General features: G+C 67.6%; 13 protein-coding genes. 9 read left to right on the top strand and 4 right to left on the bottom strand.

Translation table 11 applies throughout. From position 1 onward, the window contains the following. Positions 1–46 precede the first annotated feature (46 nt). Positions 47–499, bottom strand: coding sequence for a hypothetical protein (locus AC5JCN_RS09280; RefSeq protein ID WP_495754747.1), 453 nt, complete (start codon positions 497–499; stop codon positions 47–49). A 385-nt stretch (positions 500–884) separates the two neighbouring features. Here AC5JCN_RS09280 and AC5JCN_RS09285 point away from each other — a divergent pair, with 385 nt between their 5' ends. The 8 genes from AC5JCN_RS09285 (at position 885) to aat (ending at position 8147) form a co-directional block, all read left to right on the top strand. Further along, the gene (locus AC5JCN_RS09285) at positions 885–1511 is read left to right on the top strand and encodes an alpha/beta hydrolase (RefSeq protein ID WP_495754748.1); all 627 of its coding nucleotides are present in this window, start codon (positions 885–887) and stop codon (positions 1509–1511) included. A 66-nt stretch (positions 1512–1577) separates the two neighbouring features. Beyond that, the gene (locus AC5JCN_RS09290; protein ID WP_495754749.1) at positions 1578–2576 is read left to right on the top strand and encodes a glycosyltransferase family 8 protein; all 999 of its coding nucleotides are present in this window, start codon (positions 1578–1580) and stop codon (positions 2574–2576) included. Between the two features lie 97 nt (positions 2577–2673). After that, entirely contained in the window at positions 2674–4089 is a 1416-nt protein-coding gene (locus AC5JCN_RS09295) for a M48 family metalloprotease (RefSeq protein ID WP_495754750.1), read from the top strand. Positions 4090–4203: 114 nt separating this feature from the next. Then, positions 4204–4974 carry a DsbA family protein gene (locus AC5JCN_RS09300; protein WP_495754751.1) on the top strand — a complete coding sequence of 257 codons (771 nt, stop codon included), beginning with the start codon at positions 4204–4206 and terminating at the stop codon, positions 4972–4974. A gap of 153 nt (positions 4975–5127) precedes the next feature. Next, positions 5128–5577: a type II 3-dehydroquinate dehydratase gene (gene aroQ / locus AC5JCN_RS09305; RefSeq protein ID WP_495754752.1), complete on the top strand. Its 450-nt coding sequence runs from the start codon at positions 5128–5130 to the stop codon at positions 5575–5577. Positions 5578–5613: 36 nt separating this feature from the next. Then, positions 5614–6093, top strand: coding sequence for an acetyl-CoA carboxylase biotin carboxyl carrier protein (gene accB, locus AC5JCN_RS09310; RefSeq protein WP_495754959.1), 480 nt, complete (start codon positions 5614–5616; stop codon positions 6091–6093). After that, positions 6093–7448 (top strand): acetyl-CoA carboxylase biotin carboxylase subunit, encoded by a 1356-nt coding sequence (gene accC / locus AC5JCN_RS09315; protein WP_495754753.1) that lies wholly within the window; start codon positions 6093–6095, stop codon positions 7446–7448. The genes accB and accC overlap by 1 nt, the downstream gene beginning before the upstream one ends. Positions 7449–7496: 48 nt before the next feature. Further along, positions 7497–8147, top strand: coding sequence for a leucyl/phenylalanyl-tRNA--protein transferase (gene aat, locus AC5JCN_RS09320; RefSeq protein WP_495754754.1), 651 nt, complete (start codon positions 7497–7499; stop codon positions 8145–8147). A gap of 24 nt (positions 8148–8171) precedes the next feature. Here the strand turns inward: aat and AC5JCN_RS09325 are convergent, their stop codons facing one another. The 3 genes from AC5JCN_RS09325 to AC5JCN_RS09335 all read right to left on the bottom strand — a co-directional run bounded on the left by AC5JCN_RS09325 (position 8172) and on the right by AC5JCN_RS09335 (position 11042). Beyond that, positions 8172–8861 (bottom strand): DUF2155 domain-containing protein, encoded by a 690-nt coding sequence (locus AC5JCN_RS09325; RefSeq protein WP_495754755.1) that lies wholly within the window; start codon positions 8859–8861, stop codon positions 8172–8174. A 100-nt stretch (positions 8862–8961) separates the two neighbouring features. Then, positions 8962–10473 carry a DUF6165 family protein gene (locus AC5JCN_RS09330; RefSeq protein WP_495754756.1) on the bottom strand — a complete coding sequence of 504 codons (1512 nt, stop codon included), beginning with the start codon at positions 10471–10473 and terminating at the stop codon, positions 8962–8964. 158 nt (positions 10474–10631) lie between these two features. Further along, positions 10632–11042: an NADH:ubiquinone oxidoreductase subunit NDUFA12 gene (locus AC5JCN_RS09335; RefSeq protein ID WP_495754757.1), complete on the bottom strand. Its 411-nt coding sequence runs from the start codon at positions 11040–11042 to the stop codon at positions 10632–10634. Between the two features lie 592 nt (positions 11043–11634). On the opposite strand from AC5JCN_RS09335, the gene AC5JCN_RS09340 reads away from it, so the two are divergent. Next, positions 11635–15426, top strand: coding sequence for a vitamin B12-dependent ribonucleotide reductase (locus tag AC5JCN_RS09340; RefSeq protein WP_495754758.1), 3792 nt, complete (start codon positions 11635–11637; stop codon positions 15424–15426). Positions 15427–16528 lie beyond the last annotated feature (1102 nt).

Below are 16528 nucleotides of genomic sequence, written 5' to 3' on the forward strand. Positions count from 1 at the left end.
GGACGCGTCCACTCCACACAAGGGCGAAGGCACGGCGAGGCGGCGCTCACGCCGCCAGCGGCATTCTCTCGTATCCCACCGGACGGCGGTTGGGCGCACGGTTCTCGGCGAATGCGAGCTCGACCAGCGCGTCGGCGCTGTCGGAGGCCTCCCGTACCAGCTCGACCATGAGCTCGCCGAGCGCCGAGGCGGCGCCGGGACGCGGCTGGGAGAGCTGGCCGGCGAGCCAGACGATGTCGGCGGGAGCCACGCGCCCGGTGGGGCGGCACTCCCAGACGAGGTGGGCCACGACGGTGACGACGAAGAAGTCGCGCCACGCGTCGCAGACCTCCGCCACGTCGCGCTCGGCCCGCATCAGGTCCTCGGCCTCGAGCCGGGTGATGAACCCGCCCTCGTCGACGGCCCGCGCCATGGCGGAGACGTCGCGCTCGCCGATGCGCTGCAGCTCGATGCAGCGGACGACGTGGTCGCGGAGGCGGCTTTGGGGTCGCTTGGCCATGAATTCCGTTCCGAAAGGGTCGAATTCGACCCGTTGCGGAAAGGATTGGTCAGCCGAGGCGTGAGTCAGGTTAACGGCCGCCCCTTAACGGGGCTTCACGTTAACGATTGGCGGACGAGGGTGGTTGACGGATGTTTGCCAGCGAGGGCGCGGGTGCCGGTGCAGGCCCGGGATCCAGGACCACGGACGGAGAGCCTGGATCCCGGCTCTCCGCTGCGCTCCGGCCGGGATGACGCCCGCACGTCCAGCCCGCGTCTGCAGGCTGAACAAGCCAGCCTGTCCGGCTTTGGACGGCCCGCACTCCTCCCCGTTGCGTCGCCCGGCGCCGCATCGCACAATCCAGGCGCGAGGCCGGTCCTCCCCGCCGGTCCGGAGCAAGGACGTCATGACGGGTTCGCCGGAGTTCATCCACCGCTTCATCCCGGCCACGGTCGAGGGCACGAGGCCGCTGCTCCTTCTGCACGGCACCGGCGGCGACGAAAACGACCTGCTGCCGCTCGGCGCCGAGATCGCGCCGGGAGCGGCGCTGCTGTCACCGCGCGGCAAGGTGATGGAGGGCACCATGCCCCGGTTCTTCCGGCGGCTGCGCGAAGGCATCTTCGACATCGAGGATCTTCGCTTCCGCGCGGGCGAACTCGCCGGCTTCGTCTCGGACGCGCAGAAGCGCTACGGCATCGCGGCACCGATTGCCGTGGGCTATTCAAACGGCGCCAACATCGCCGCGGCCATGCTCCTCCTCCACCCCGGCGTGCTGGCGGGAGCCGTGCTGCTGCGCGCCATGGTTCCCCTGCAGCCCGAGGCGAAGCCCGATCTGTCCGGCACGCCCGTGCTGATCGTGTCGGGGGCAAAGGACGGCATCGTCCCTGCCAGTTCGGCGGCCGAGCTGGCGGCCATGCTGCGCGAGGGCGGGGCCAGCGTGACCCACGAGATCCTGCCGACGGGCCACGGCCTCACCGGACAGGACGTCGTGCTTGCGCGAACCGCCGTCAGTGCCATGGCCAGCGCGGCCTGAGCCGGCCATGGGGTTGCCGCACAATGGATTTGGACAAGGCGTCCTCCTCGTCTAAGACTAAAGTGCATGACAGGCATAGCGGTCTGCTTCACGCCGGATTCCCTCTATTTCAGGCCCGCCCTGTTCACGGCGGCGAGCATCCTCGCCCAGAGTGACGCCGACGACCTGGAGGTCGTCTTCGTCTGCGAGGAGCGCGACGTGCCCGCCGGCTTCGCCGACCTCGACCCTGCGCTGCGCTCGCGCATCACCATGCTGTTCGTCGACTGGGAGCGTCACGTCGCCGGCCTGCCGGTGCGCGGCCACTTCACGTCCGCGGTAAACCGGCGTCTCGCGCTCGACCGGGTGCTGCCCGAGCGTTTCGAGCGCTACGTCTCGCTCGATGCGGACATGTGCATCGGCCGCCCCGGCCTGTCGCGCCTCGCGGGTCTCGACCTCCGGGGCATGCCCTTCGCCGCGGCGATCGACATGATCTACCTGAAGGACGCCGAAGACGGGCCGCTGACGCCCGAGTTCCGCGCCTACCGGAGCCGTCTCGGCCTGGCGCAGGACACGCTCTACTTTAACAACGGCCTGACTCTGGTGGACAGGCACGCCTGGCAGAAGTTCGGCGTCGCCAGCGCGGCCCGCGCCTTTCTTGCCACCAATCCGGAGCGCTGCCTCTACCTCGAGCAGAGCGCCCTGAACGCCGTCGTCCAGGGAGCGTTCGCGCCGCTGTCGCCGCGCTTCAACTTCATGGGCGACTTCCTGCTGCTCGATCTCGAGAACGTGGTCGAGCCGGTGGTCTACCACTTCGTCAACCGGCCGAAGCCGTGGGAGCCGGGCTGGCGCGGCGAGAGGCGCTTCGCCCAGAGCTACCGCGACTGGTTCGGCGCGTCCCCGTGGCCGGACATGGCCGACTGCATCGTCCCGTCCGGCGCGCCTGCCCGGGTGGACGGCGATGCCCTCGCCTTCCGGACCCGCCTGCTCGCGCTGCTGCGCAAACAGCGCTTCGTCGATGGCTGGGCTGTTCCGGACGGAGCGGAGAAATTGCTCGGCTCCCCAGAACTTTCAGCCGCCGCACAGTGACGGCCGCCACAGCCCTGCCGCGATCCTCGCGCACAGCGGCGGCGCGGCAGTGCCGCGCACACGGTTCCGCCGACCGCCCAGCCCGAACACCATGCCGATGACGATATCTTCCGCACCGACACGCGCCGGCCTCGCCGGGAAAGCCATTCCCGCGCTGCGCCGCTGCATCGCCGCCATCGCGGCAGCGGCCGTCCTGCTGCAGTCGGCCCCCTCCTTCGCCCAAGCGCAGCGGATCGTGCGCGACGAGGAGGTGGAATCGCTGCTGCGCGACTATGCGGCTCCCGTCTTCCACGCGGCGGGTTTTCGCAGCGGCTCGATCCGCATCATCCTGGTGAACGACAGGTCGTTCAACGCCTTCGTAGCCGACGGCCGCAAGCTCTTCATCAATGTCGGCGCCATCATGGACGCCAAGACGCCGAACGAGATCATCGGCGTGCTCGCCCACGAATCCGGCCACATCGCCGGCGGCCACCTCGTGCGCCTGCGCCAGCAGCTCGCGACCGCGCAGATCATGTCCGTCGCCGGCATGCTGCTGGGCGCAGGCGCGATGGCCGGCGGCATCGCGGCCGGCAACCGCGTCGGCAATGCCGGCCTAGGCGGGGCCGGCGTGATGATGGGCTCGCAGGAGATGGTGAAGCGCAGCATGCTCGCCTACCAGCGCGGCGAGGAACTGGCGGCCGACCGCATGGCGGTCAACTATCTCAACGCGACCAAGCAGTCGCCCGCCGGCATCCTCGAGACGTTCCGCCGCTTCAACCAGGACGCGATGTTCAAGACCACGAGCATCGATCCCTACATGGTGAGCCATCCCCTCCCCGCGGAGCGCATCGCAGCGCTGGAGGAACTGGCGAAGCAGAGCCCGTACCTCAACGCCAAGGATTCCCCGGCGCTCCAGGTGCGCCACGACATGGCGCGCGCCAAGCTCTTCGGCTTCGTGGCGCGTGCCGACGAGGTGGGACGGCGCTATCCCCTGTCCGACATGTCGCTGCCGGCCCGCTACGCCCGCGCCATCGTCGCCTACCGCTCGAAGCGCCTGCAGGATGCGCTGTCGCAGATCGACGGCCTGCTGCGCGAGCAGCCGAACAATCCGTACTTCTGGGAGCTGAAGGGTCAGGTCCTGCTCGAGTTCGGCCGCGCGCAGGAGGCGATCGGCCCGCTGCGCAAGGCGCTCGCGGCAAAACCGTCGAGCGGCCTGCTGCGTATCCTCCTCGGCCAGGCCCTCGTGGCGACGGAAGAACCGCGCAATGTCGACGACGCAATCCGCGAACTGTCCAACGCTACCCAGCGCGAGCCGGATACCTCGGACGCCTGGGAGATGCTGTCGCGCGCCTACGGCCTCAAGAACAATGTCGGCATGGCGGAGTACGCCGCCGCGCAGGCCTACTTCCTTGCGGGGCAGTACGACATGGCGGCCACCCAGGCCACCCGCGCCAAGGAGAAGCTGGTCCCCAACTCGCCCGCCTGGCTGCAGGCTGACGACATTCTGAACGCAAAGATCCCGAAGAAGGAGTAAGGTCGGCCCGATTTTCCGCCCGTGAGCGCCATGCTCCGGCGCGGGCCACCGTCACCGCGACGCCCCACGGGGCCGACGCCACATCACACGCCGGCCCCCGGCACGGAGACTGCGATGAAGAGACTAGCCACCCTGTCCGCCGCGGCGCTCGCCGCCCTCATGTTCGCCGCGCCGGTGCATGCCGCGGGGCCGGGATCCTTCGACGACAAGCAGAAGGCCGCCATCGGCGACATCGTGAAGGAGTATCTCCTGAAGAACCCGGAGGTGATCCAGGAGGCCCTCGCCGAGCTCGACCGCCGGCAGAAGGACGCGGAGAAGACCGCGCTGAAGTCCGCCATCTCGCAAATGTCGGACAAGCTGCTGAACTCGCCGCGCAGCGTCGTCGTGGGCAATCCGCAGGGCGATGTCACGATGGTCGAGTTCTTCGACTACAATTGCGGGTACTGCAAGAAGTCGCTCTCCGACGTGCGCGACATGATCAAGGCGGACCCAAAGCTGCGCGTGGTGATTCGCGACTTTCCGGTGCTCGGACCCGATTCGGTCGAGGCCTCGATGGTTGCGGTGGCGGTGAAGAACCAGCTGTCCGGCGACAAGTATTTCGACTTCCACCAGAAGCTCCTGGAGAGCAAGGGCCGCGTCGGCAAGGAGCGCGCCCTCGCCGTCGCCAAGGAGGCCGGCGCGGACCCGGCCAAGCTGACCAAGGATCTGGAAAGCCCGGAGATTCGGGCCACTCTCGAAGAGACGATGCGCGTCGCCGACGCGCTGAAGCTGCAGGGCACGCCGGCCTTCGTGATCGGCGACGACGTCATCTTCGGCGCCGTCGGGACCGAGCCGCTGCAGTCCTCGATCGCCTCCGTCCGCCAGTGCGGGAAGGCCACCTGCTGAGCCGGCAAGGCACGGCGGAAGCATCAAGCTTTCCCTGGGCCGCGCGAAACGCTATGAGCATCCGCCGCGCGTCCCCCGGCAGGCGCGCGGCGAATTTGTTCCGTGGGCGCCGCCACGCCGCCCCTCAGCCGCAGGAAGGTCTCCCGACAGTCCATGCCCGCCGTCCACGTCCTCAACGGTCCAAACCTGAACCTCCTCGGCACCCGGGAGCCTGCCACCTACGGCACGCTGACGCTGGCCGACATCGAGGCGCGGATCACCGAGCGGGCACGCGGCCTGGGCGTCGACCTCGTCTTCCGCCAGTCGAATCACGAGGGTGACCTCGTCACCTGGATCCACGAGGCGGGTGCGGCCGGAGCAGGCGTTCTCCTCAATGCCGGCGCCTACACCCACACCTCGATCGCCCTGCACGACGCCATCCGGGCGGCCGGCGCGGTGACCATCGAGGTGCACCTGTCCAACGTCTTCGCCCGCGAGACCTTTCGCCACCATTCCTACATCTCCCCGGTGGCAAAGGGTGTGATCTGCGGCTTCGGCGCCGCGAGCTACGAACTCGCGCTCGAAGCCATTCTCCCCCATTTGCCCGCCGCGGCAGGACGCTGAGCGCTCGCCATGGCCAAACCGACGATGTCCAAGACGATGAGCAAAGACCAAGCGATCGATCCCGCCCTGGTGCGTGAACTCGCCACCCTGCTGGCCGAGACCGAACTAACCGAGATCGAGGTCGAGAAGGGGGACCTGCGCATCCGCGTGGCCCGCCAGATCACCGCCGCGCCGCAGGCGGCACCGTCCGTGATGACCTACGCCGCTCCGGCCGCAGCCCCGGCCAGCGTGGTCGCCCCGCCGCCCGTCGTCACGGGCGGACGCGACGAGCTCCTCGCGCATCCCGGCACCGTGACCTCGCCGATGGTGGGCACCGCCTACCGCCGCCCGTCTCCGGACGCCAAGGCCTTCGTCGAGATCGGCTCGGTGGTGAAGGCCGGCGACAAGATCCTGCTCGTTGAGGCCATGAAGACCTTCAACGACATCGTCGCTCCGCGCGCCGGCACCGTCACCGCGGTCCTCGTCGAGGACGGCCAGCCGGTGGAGTATGGCGAGCCGCTGATGGTCATCGAGTAATGTTCGACAAGATCCTCATCGCCAACCGCGGCGAGATCGCGCTGCGCGTGCTGCGCGCCGCCAAGGAACTCGGCATTTCCACGGTGGCGGTGCATTCCACCGCCGATGCCGACGCCATGCATGTGCGGCTCGCCGACGAAAGCGTCTGCATTGGCCCGCCCGCGGCGCGCGACAGCTACCTCAACATTCCCGCTCTCCTGGCGGCATGCGAGATCACCGGCGCTGACGCCGTGCATCCCGGTTACGGCTTCCTGTCGGAGAATGCGCGCTTCGCCGAGATCCTGGAAAGCCACAACATCCATTTCATCGGCCCCAAGGCGGAGCACATCCGCATCATGGGCGACAAGATCGAGGCCAAGCGCACCGCCAAGCGCCTCGGCATCCCCTGCGTGCCCGGTTCCGAGGGCGGCATCACGGATGATGACGAGGCGGCCCGCATCGCCGCGGATATCGGCTTCCCCGTGCTGGTGAAGGCCGCAGCCGGCGGCGGTGGCCGCGGCATGAAGGTGGCGCGCACGCCCGACGACCTGCTGCACGCCCTGCAGACTGCCCGCACCGAGGCCAAGGCGGCGTTCGGCGACGACGCGGTCTACCTCGAGAAGTATCTGGAGAAGCCCCGCCACATCGAAATCCAGGTGCTCGGCGACGGTCGCGGCAATGCCGTCCACCTGTTCGAGCGCGACTGCTCGCTGCAGCGCCGCCACCAGAAGGTGTGGGAGGAAGGCCCCTCCCCCGCGCTGAACTCCGACATGCGCAGCACCATCGGCGAGACCGTGGCAAACGCCATGCGCGAGCTCCAGTATGTCGGCGCCGGGACGGTGGAGTTCCTGTACGAGGACGGCAAGTTCTACTTCATCGAGATGAACACCCGCATCCAGGTGGAGCACCCGGTGACGGAAATGATCACCGGCATCGACCTCGTGAACGAGCAGATCCGGATCGCCGCGGGCGCTCCGCTCTCCTTCACACAGGAAGACCTGGTCATCTCGGGCCACGCCATCGAGTGCCGCATCAACGCCGAGCACCCGGCCACCTTCCGGCCGTCTCCCGGCCGCATCGCCTACTACCACCCGCCGGGCGGGCTCGGCGTGCGCGTCGATTCGGCCGTTTACCAGGGCTACACGATCCCGCCGCACTACGATTCGCTGGTCGGCAAGCTGATCGTCCACGGCCGCACGCGCAACGAGTGCCTGATGCGCCTGCGCCGGGCGCTCGACGAGTTCGTCGTCGACGGGATCGAGACCACCGTGCCCCTGTTCCGCGCTCTGGTGCGGAATCCGGACATGCAGAACGGCCTGTATGATATTCATTGGCTGGAGAATTTTCTCTCCACCGGGGGTATGGAGCCGAGCTGAGGGACGACGCACTCAAGGGCGGATACCCTCGGCCGCGGGACGAGCATCATGGCTGACGCCATCACGCCGGAACTCCTGCTGCGGGCCTACGCGGCCGGCATCTTTCCCATGGCCGAAAGCGCCGACGACCCATCGCTCTTCTGGGTCGAGCCCCGCGAACGCGGCATCATTCCGATGGACGGCTTCCACGTGCCCTCGCGGCTGGCGCGGACGATCCGGTCCGGCGAGTTCGAGATCCGCATCGACAGCGACTTCGACGCCGTCATCACCGGCTGTGCCGCGCCCGCGCCGGGTCGGCGCCAGACCTGGATCAACAGCCGCATCCGCGACCTCTATGGCCGCCTCTTCGACGCCGGCCGCGCCCATACGGTGGAGGCATGGAAGGACGGCACGCTCGCCGGCGGCCTCTACGGCGTCTCGCTCGGGGCGGCCTTCTTCGGCGAGAGCATGTTCCACCGCGAGCGCGACGCCTCGAAGGTGGCTCTCGTGCATCTCGTGGCGCGGCTGCGGGCCGGGGGATACAGGCTGCTCGACACCCAGTTCGTGACGGCGCATCTCGCCCGCTTCGGCGCGGTGGAGGTTCCCCGGGCCCGCTACCGGCTGCTGCTCGACGACGCCACGGACCGCGAGGCGGACTTCTTCAGGCTGCCGGCGGACCCGGGCCCCTCGGGCGAAAAGGTGCTGGCGCTGCTCGGGTGAGCCCGCGCCGGCCGGCGGCGGGAATCAGTTCGGGATCGTCCCCGGCGGTCTCGGCGGCGTATCCAGCGGAGCCGATTCGACCGGCGCGGGCCCAGGCGTCGGGTTGCCTTTGGGCTCCGTCGGATAGAAGCGCTGGGTCGGCTTGCGCGGCGCGACGGGAACGCCCTGGGGCGCCGTGACGCCGATCTGCCCGGAGCTCGTGGTCGCGGGCGCAGGAGCGGCCGGGGTCTTCCTGGCCGCGGCGGCCTTGGCGGTCGCCTCGCCGGGCTTCGGCGGTTCGACGCGGTCGGGATCGGGCGCCTCCGCGATCACCTCGGTGCCGCCTTTGCAGCCGGTGAGCCAGACGTCGTAGATGGGATGCTCGATGCCGTGCAGGCCGGGGCTCGCCGCGAACACCCAGCCGTTGAAGATGCGGCGATATTCGTTGGTGAAGGTGACCTCGTCGACCTCCAGGAACGCCGTCGTGTTCTGCGGCTCGGTGGGCGGCCGCGTGTAGCAGACGCGCGGCGTCAGCTGCAGGGCGCCGAACTGCACCGTCTCGTCGACGGAGACCTCGAAGGAGATGATGCGGCCGGTGATCTTGTCGAGCCCCGCGAAGATCGCCGTCGGATTCTTGATCTTGTCGGCCAGCGCGGGGGCCGAGGCCAGCATTGCGGCCATCACCGCACCCGCCATGAGGCCCGCCCGTCGGCGCGGGAAAAAGCTCGATCCCATCCGGTCCTATCCAGCCCGCCGCGACCGCGCGCGGAAGTTGCCGGCGCACGACGCGGCGAGGCTTACCATGGCAAGTGGGGCGGAGAAAGGGCGGCCGCCGCTAGCCGCCGTACCACTTCTCCTCGACGAGCGCCGAGCCCGTCAGCGCGTTGATCTCCCGCTTGATGGCGGCCCGGCGGTCGTTGGCGGTGTGGATGCCGCGCGCGAGGTCGACATAGCCCTGGTCGAAGCTCCCCTCCGTCGCGCGGGCGCGGATCTCGTTCTCGAGTTCCCACAATGCGAGATTCGCGTCACGCAGCCGCGACAGCGGCTCGTCGAGCCCGCCGAGGTTCTCCTTGCCGATCACGGCGCGCACCTCGCCGAGCTCGGCCAGGACATTGGCGAGCGCCGGGCCGTGGCGCAGGCGGCTGGCCTTGATCTCCAGGATCGTGAGGCGGTCCAGCAGGTCGCCCACCGAGACGGGCACCAGCGGCTTGCGCTGCGGTTCCCGCGCTGAAGTGGCCGACGAATCAACAGCAAGCGCCGCCGCGGCCCGCGCCACCGGTCCGCTCCAGTCGCCGGCCCTGTCCTGGCGGTAGAGCGTCATGGTGGGGTACCAGGGCGTGTCCGACTCACGGCCGAGCCATCGCCAGTCCGCCCAGGGCCGCCTCAGCAGCAGGTGCACCGGCCGCCCCAGCGCCCCGGCGAGATGGGCGAGCGCAGTGTCCACCGTCACGACCGCGTCCAGTGTTTCGAGAAGCCCGGCGGTATCGGCAAAGGCTTCCGGCCCCGAATCGAAATCGGAGCCAAGAGGCTCCAGCACCGACCCAAGCGCCGTGCGCGCCGCCACCTCCTCGCCTCCCTTCTGCAGGCAGAACAGGCGGATCCCCGGCAGCGAGGCCAGGGGTTCGAGAATCGCCGGGAATGCGGAGCGTCCATAATCCCCGGCGTTGTCGGGGTTTCCGGCCCAGGCGAACCCGACCTTCAGCCCATGCGACCCCACGCGCTCGCGCCACAGAGCGACCTTGGCGGGATCGGCGGAGAGATACGGTTTCGCCGGGGTGTAGGCGGAGGGGGGAAGCGCCAGCAGCTTCGGCAGGTCGAGCAGGGGAACCCAGGCGTCCAGCCCCGCCATGGACGTCCGGCTGTCGAGGGGGCGCACGTCGATGGGCAGCCTCATCCGGGTCATCATGGGCACGAGGCCGGCGGGCACGACGAGCACGACGGTAGGGCCGCGGGACACCAGGTCGGGGATGAACCGGCTGAACTGGATCGTGTCGCCGAGCCCCTGCTCGTGCAGCACCATCAAGCGACGCGGGGGCGGCCCCGAGCGCCAGCGCGGGTAGGGCGTGCTCGTCCCGTCGGACATGCGCCGGGAGACGTCGGGCGCGGGTGCGAGCTTGAATCGGATATCGTAGGCCCGCCACGCGGCGTCCCAATCCTCGGCGCAGAACAGCGCGTGGGCGAGCCGCGAGCGCAACGAAGGATCCTCACGATCCAGCACGGCAGCGAGCCGGTAGAGCGCGATAGCGGTGCCGAAGCGGCCCGCGACGAATTCGGCATCGGCCTGCGCGGTGATGGCAAGCACGGGCTCGACAGGAACGAGTTCCGCAATGTCGGCGGGGTCGTCCATCTGGACCTCGCAATGAATGACCGGGCATGGCCGGCTAAAAACAATGTCGAATAAAGCGGCTTCTGCCGGGATCACGAATCAATGGAACGCGCGTGAACGCGTCGCTGGAGAGATGGTGGAACAGTTGAAAAAGCGCAAGGCGGGACGCGTGTGATGTCTCAGCCCGGCGTCCAGGCCTCGTAGTCGGGCTGCGCGACGGGAGAGCGCTCGCCGGAGCGGAGCGTCGAGCCCGGCGGCCGATAGGCGGCGGGTGTGCCGGTCGGATTCGGGCGGGCCGGCAGTTCCCAGGAACGCGGCTGGTAGTTCTCTTCGACCGGCGAATCCTGGCGCGTGTGGCGCAACCAGGCATGCCAGCCTGGCGGAACGCGCGTCGCCTCGGTCTCACCGGCATAGACCACCCAGCGCCGCACGAAGCCGAGCGCCGGATCCTTCTTGCCGCCAGCCGTCTGGTAATAGGTGTTGCCGAACTCGTCCTGCCCCACCTTCTCGCCGAAGCGCGAGGTGTAGAAGCTCGTTCCGACGGTGGTGCCGCTCCACCAGGTGAAAAAGCGCAGCAGGAAGGTCTTCATTTGTCGGGTCCGGATTGCGCGCGGACTATGGCGATGCCGGCTGGCCCTGTCCAGTCCGGACGCACGATCACCAGCCGGAGCACTCGGCGGCGTCGAGGTTCAGGCAGCCGCCCACACTCCGATTCCGTCCGTTGATGCAAGCCCGGTGGATACGCATGTTGCAGGGCTGCCACGCTCAGAGCGTGCAATCAGGGTTAACAACGCCTTGTTCGCAGCTTGGCCGTTGCGAATCCGGGGGTTGAATCAGAAGCTTGCGGATATTCCCGAGCCGTCCCCGATGTTCACAGGCTGGTCACAAGATGTGGTGTGGCCATTTTGCGAAAGCACAAAACCTTGACGTGGGAAGAGCGTTTGCTAGCTTCATCGGAGTGTCGCACGGCGCCCGTGACCGGCTGACCGGACCCCTCGCCCAGAGGAACCGGAGAGCAGACGGAGCGCCACCCGGCACAGGCGGCGGAACGGCGCCGCAGGGACGCGGTAATCAAGGCGGTCGAACCGCCGCGGCGTAGACCAGAGGCACAACAGAGCGGGGCAAGGGGCCGGGTCTCAACCGGCTCTGCGGGCGATTGCCGCCCGCCAAAGGGGACTTCAGATGCGGATCGAGCGGCGCTACACCACTTCCGGCCAGTCACCCTACGCGGACATTCCGTTCCGCGCTGCGACGAGCGAGATCCGCAATCCCGACGGGTCGATCGTGTTCCGCGCCGAGAACATCGAGGTTCCCGCCGCGTGGAGCCAGGTCGCCTCCGACGTGCTGGCCCAGAAGTATTTCCGCAAGGCGGGCGTCCCCGCGCGCCTGAAGAAGGTCGAGGAGAACGACGTCCCGTCCTGGCTGTGGCGCTCCGTCGCCGACGAGGCCGCGCTCGACAAGCTGCCCGAGGCCGAGCGCACCGGCTCCGAGGCGTCCGCCAAGCAGGTGTTCGACCGGCTTGCCGGCTGCTGGACCTACTGGGGCTGGAAGGGCGGCTACTTCACCTCCGAGGAAGACGCGCACGCCTTCCACGACGAGCTGCGTTTCATGCTGGCCCGCCAGATGGTGGCGCCCAACTCGCCGCAATGGTTCAACACCGGCCTGCACTGGGCCTATGGCATCGACGGGCCGTCGCAGGGCCACTTCTACGTCGACTTCAAGACCGGCAAGCTGGTGAAGTCGAAGTCCTCCTACGAGCACCCGCAGCCGCACGCCTGCTTCATCCAGGGCGTCGCCGACGACCTCGTCAACGAGGGCGGCATCATGGACTTGTGGGTGCGCGAGGCGCGCCTGTTCAAGTACGGCTCCGGCACGGGCTCCAACTTCTCCGCCCTGCGCGGCGAGGGCGAGCGGCTGGCCGGCGGCGGGCGCTCCTCGGGCCTGATGTCGTTCCTGAAGATCGGTGACCGCGCGGCCGGCGCCATCAAGTCGGGCGGCACCACGCGCCGCGCCGCCAAGATGGTCGTGGTCGACGCCGACCATCCCGACATCGAGGCCTATATCGACTGGAAGGTGAAGGAGGAGCAGAAGGTCGCCGCCCTCGTCACCGGCTCCAAGATCACCCAGAAGCACCTGAAGGCGATCCTCAAGGCCTGCGTGAACTGCGAGGGCCCCGCCGACAGCTGCTTCGAGCCGGAGAAGAACCCCGCCCTGAAGCGCGAGATCAAGGCGGCGCGCCGCTCGATGGTGCCCGACAGCTACATCAAGCGCGTCATCCAGTTCGCCCGGCAGGGCTACACGGACATCCGCTTCGACACCTACGACACCGACTGGGATTCGGAGGCCTACCTCACCGTCTCCGGCCAGAACTCCAACAACTCCGTCTCGCTGTCCGACGACTTCCTGCGGGCCGTTGAGACGGACGCGGACTGGAGCCTCGTGCGCCGCACTGACGGCAAGGTGTCGAAGACGCTGAAGGCCCGCGACCTGTGGGAGAAGATCGGCTACGCCGCATGGGCCTCGGCCGATCCCGGCCTGCACTTCAACACGACGATGAACGACTGGCACACCTGCCCGGCGGCGGGGCGGATCCGGGCGTCGAACCCGTGCTCGGAGTACATGTTCCTCGACGACACCGCCTGCAACCTCGCCTCGCTGAACCTGCTGCAGTTCCGCGGCGATGACGGCCGCATCGAGATCGAGAACTACGAGCACGCTGTCCGCCTGTGGACGGTGGTCCTCGAGGTCTCCGTGCTGATGGCGCAGTTCCCGTCGAAGGAGATCGCCGAGCTCTCCTACCGCTACCGCACGCTCGGTCTCGGCTACGCCAACATCGGCGGCCTGCTGATGACCTCCGGCATCCCCTACGACTCGCCCGAGGGCCGTGCCATCTGCGGCGCGCTCACCGCGGTCATGACCGGCGTCGCCTACGCTACCTCCGCCGAGATGGCGAAGGAACTCGGTCCCTTCCCGGGCTACAAGGAGAACGCCCGGCACATGCTGCGCGTCATCCGCAACCACCGGCGCGCCGCCCATGGCGAGACCGCCGGCTATGAGGGCCTGAACGTCGCCCCCGTGCCGCTCGACCACGCGAACTGCACGGACGACCGGCTGGTGACGGCCGCCCGCCGCGCCTGGGACCAGGCGCTCACGCTCGGCGAGGAGCACGGCTACCGCAACGCGCAGTCCACCGTCATCGCGCCGACCGGCACGATCGGCCTCGTCATGGACTGCGACACCACCGGCATCGAGCCCGACTTCGCGCTGGTGAAGTTCAAGAAGCTCGCCGGCGGCGGCTACTTCAAGATCATCAACCGCGCCGTGCCTGAGGCACTGCGCACGCTGGGCTATTCGGAAGCCGAGATCGCCGAGATCGAGGCCTACGCCGTCGGCCACGCCTCGCTCGCCCAGGCGCCCGGCATCAACCACACGACGCTGCGGGCCCGGGGCCTCGGCGACGCCGAGATCGAGGCGGTCGAGAAGAACCTCGCCTCCGCCTTCGACATCAAGTTCGTGTTCAACAGATGGACGCTCGGGGAGGACTTCCTCACCGGCACCCTCAAGGTGCCGGCGGAGAAGTTGGCGGACCCCTCCTTCGAGCTCCTGCCTCATCTCGGCTTCTCCCGGGCCGAGATCGAGGCGGCCAACATCCACGTGTGCGGGGCGATGACGCTGGAAGGCGCGCCGCACCTGCGCAAGGAGCACTACCCGGTCTTCGACTGCGCCAATCCCTGCGGGCGCATCGGCAAGCGCTACCTCTCGGTGGAGAGCCACATCCGCATGATGGCGGCGGCGCAGCCCTTCATCTCGGGGGCGATCTCCAAGACCATCAACATGCCCAACGACGCCACGGTGGAGGACTGCAAGAGCGCCTACCTCCTGTCGTGGAAGCTGGCGCTGAAGGCCAACGCCCTCTACCGCGACGGCTCCAAGCTGTCGCAGCCCCTCAACTCGCAGCTCATCGCCGACGAGGAGGAGGACGAGGACGAGGCGCTCGAGGCTCTCGTCGCCCAGCCCAGCGCCGCGCGCGCCGCGGTGGTGGCCGAGAAGATCGTCGAGCGCGTGGTGGAGCGCATCGAGCGCCTGCGCGAGCGCGAAAAGCTGCCCGACAGGCGCAAGGGCTACACGCAGAAGGCCATCGTCGGCGGCCACAAGGTGTACCTGCGCACCGGCGAGTACGAGGACGGGCGTCTCGGCGAGATCTTCATCGACATGCACAAGGAAGGCGCCGCCTTCCGCAGCCTGATGAACAACTTCGCCATCGCCATCTCGCTCGGCCTGCAATACGGCGTGCCGCTGGAGGAGTATGTCGACGCCTTCACCTTCACCCGCTTCGAACCGGCGGGCTTCGTGCAGGGCAACGACGCGATCAAGAACGCCACGTCGATCCTCGACTACGTCTTCCGCGAGCTCGCCATCTCCTACCTCGCCCGCGCCGACCTCGCGCATGTCTCGCCCGACGCCATCGGCCACGACGCGCTCGGCAAGGGCGAGGACGAGGGCAAGGCCCCGGCGGGCCACGTGTCGCCGCAGGCCGCGCGCATCGTCTCGAAAGGCCTCGTGCGCGGCAAGCCGACGAGCCTGCTCGCCATCGAGGGCGGCGCCGCCAACGACGTCCGCGGCGAACTGCGCGGCATCAGCACGCAGGCGGGCTTTCCCACCTCCGGCGCCACCGCGCTGAAGGCCGACTCGGCTCTTCGCCCCGGCGAGACCGTGGCCCTCAAGGCCGACGTCGCCGAGGAGGTGGACCGCGTGCTGGACGAGGCCGGCCTCGCCGACCTCCCCTTCCGCCCCGCCGCGACGAGGGAGGCAGCGCCCTCCCCCGCCCCCAGCGGCCCCGGCGCCCGCCGCGCCGAGGCGATGATGAAGGGCTACCAGGGGGACAGCTGCGGCGAGTGCGGGAACTTCACGCTGGTGCGCAACGGGACGTGTTTGAAGTGCGATACTTGTGGGGCGACGACTGGGTGCAGTTGAGGTATTCTGATTCGGCGCGCACGTTAGTGCGCGCCGAATTCTTGTCGCTGGTTGCTTATCGTCATCGATTTTCAGAAGGAATTCTATCTATGGCAAAGAACGAGAAGACATCCAAATCAGCTGCCTCCAAAGCAGCTAAGATCTTGGCAAACCCTAAGTCGTCCAAAGCTGCTAAGAGCGTCGCGGGATCTGCTTTGACCCAAGCACCCGATAATAAGTCAAAAAAAAAGTAAGCCCGAAAAGTAGGCCCGCTCCGGACACAAAAGGGTCCCTCGGCGTAAAGCGCCCTCCTCAGCCCAAATAGAACACTGTTTCAGGCCAGACATCATCAATTTGTGAGTACAACCTGTTTCGTGATTGAGCCTTACGAAGGGGAGTAGATTTGAATGACCGACGACAACGGCGAAAAGAATCCGGAGGCTCGCCGCACACTCCCGGAGTTGAACATACTGAGTATGGGTCCTCGACCAGCACCGAACTCGGCCCAAACGAACAATCCGCCCCAGGGAACAACAGTACAAGTACGTCCCGCGCCTCCGCCTCCTCCGCCGGAGAAGCCGTGACACTTGGGACTATTGAATTCGACTTGGTCCGGAATGCTTTCCTTCACTCAGCACGACTACGGTACTATGAGTGGAAAAGCAGATTCTTACTACTTTGTATCGTAGCGCTTGGAACAGCTGGTGTTTCATCGTTGTTAGAGTCTTTTGTAAGCGCCGGTGTAATCGCTGGAATATCAGCGCTGTTGGCAGCGATTGACCTTGTATACGACTATAGAGGTCAGGCCCGAACCCACGGCGATCTCCGACGCAAGTACTATGAGCTGCTTGCAGAGCTTAGATCACTACCTCTCCCCAACCATAATGATCTCTTGCGATTAAGATCTGAAATAATCCGGATTACATCTTCGGAACCCACAGAATACAGAGCAGCAGACGCGATAGCCTACAATGAAGCCTGTGACACCTTAGGCATCAAACGAGATTATCAACTGTACGTCCCAGTCAGGGCGAGACTGCTTCGGAATTTATGCCCTTTCTACGGCATGCATTTCATGACGAATGCTGAACGCGCCGCGAGCCTGACCGCCACAAGACCATGG

Source organism: Alsobacter sp., from assembly GCF_059501845.1.